This window comes from Pseudomonas sp. PICF6, from assembly GCF_009831705.1.
GTDB classification, from domain to species: Bacteria; Pseudomonadota; Gammaproteobacteria; order Pseudomonadales; family Pseudomonadaceae; genus Aquipseudomonas; species Aquipseudomonas rhizophila.
The window spans coordinates 22,188-22,421 of sequence record NZ_WUUD01000005.1 but is presented as its reverse complement, the minus strand read 5'-3'; the positions used below and the strand labels follow the sequence as shown (position 1 = coordinate 22,421).

General features: G+C 62.8%; 1 pseudogene. It reads right to left on the bottom strand.

The features are described 5' to 3' along the window. Positions 1-234: pseudogene (locus GSM73_RS03155) on the bottom strand (sulfotransferase family protein); the annotation flags it as partial.

Below are 234 nucleotides of genomic sequence, written 5' to 3'. Positions count from 1 at the left end.
GCACCATGTGCATGCCGGGACGACGCCAATGGGAAACGGCGATTTCCAAAGGGTCGCGGTACACGAACAACCAAGGCGTGTCGGGAAAACATTCGCGCAGCAGCGCCAGTTCACCGATGTTCCAGGCGTCAAGCTTGATCACCAGCCGCTGTTCCATGCCTCGGCGGCGCTGCCCATAGGCCGACATCAGCCCCCTGAGTGCCACGCGGCGGTCAGCGTGCACCATATCGCTGC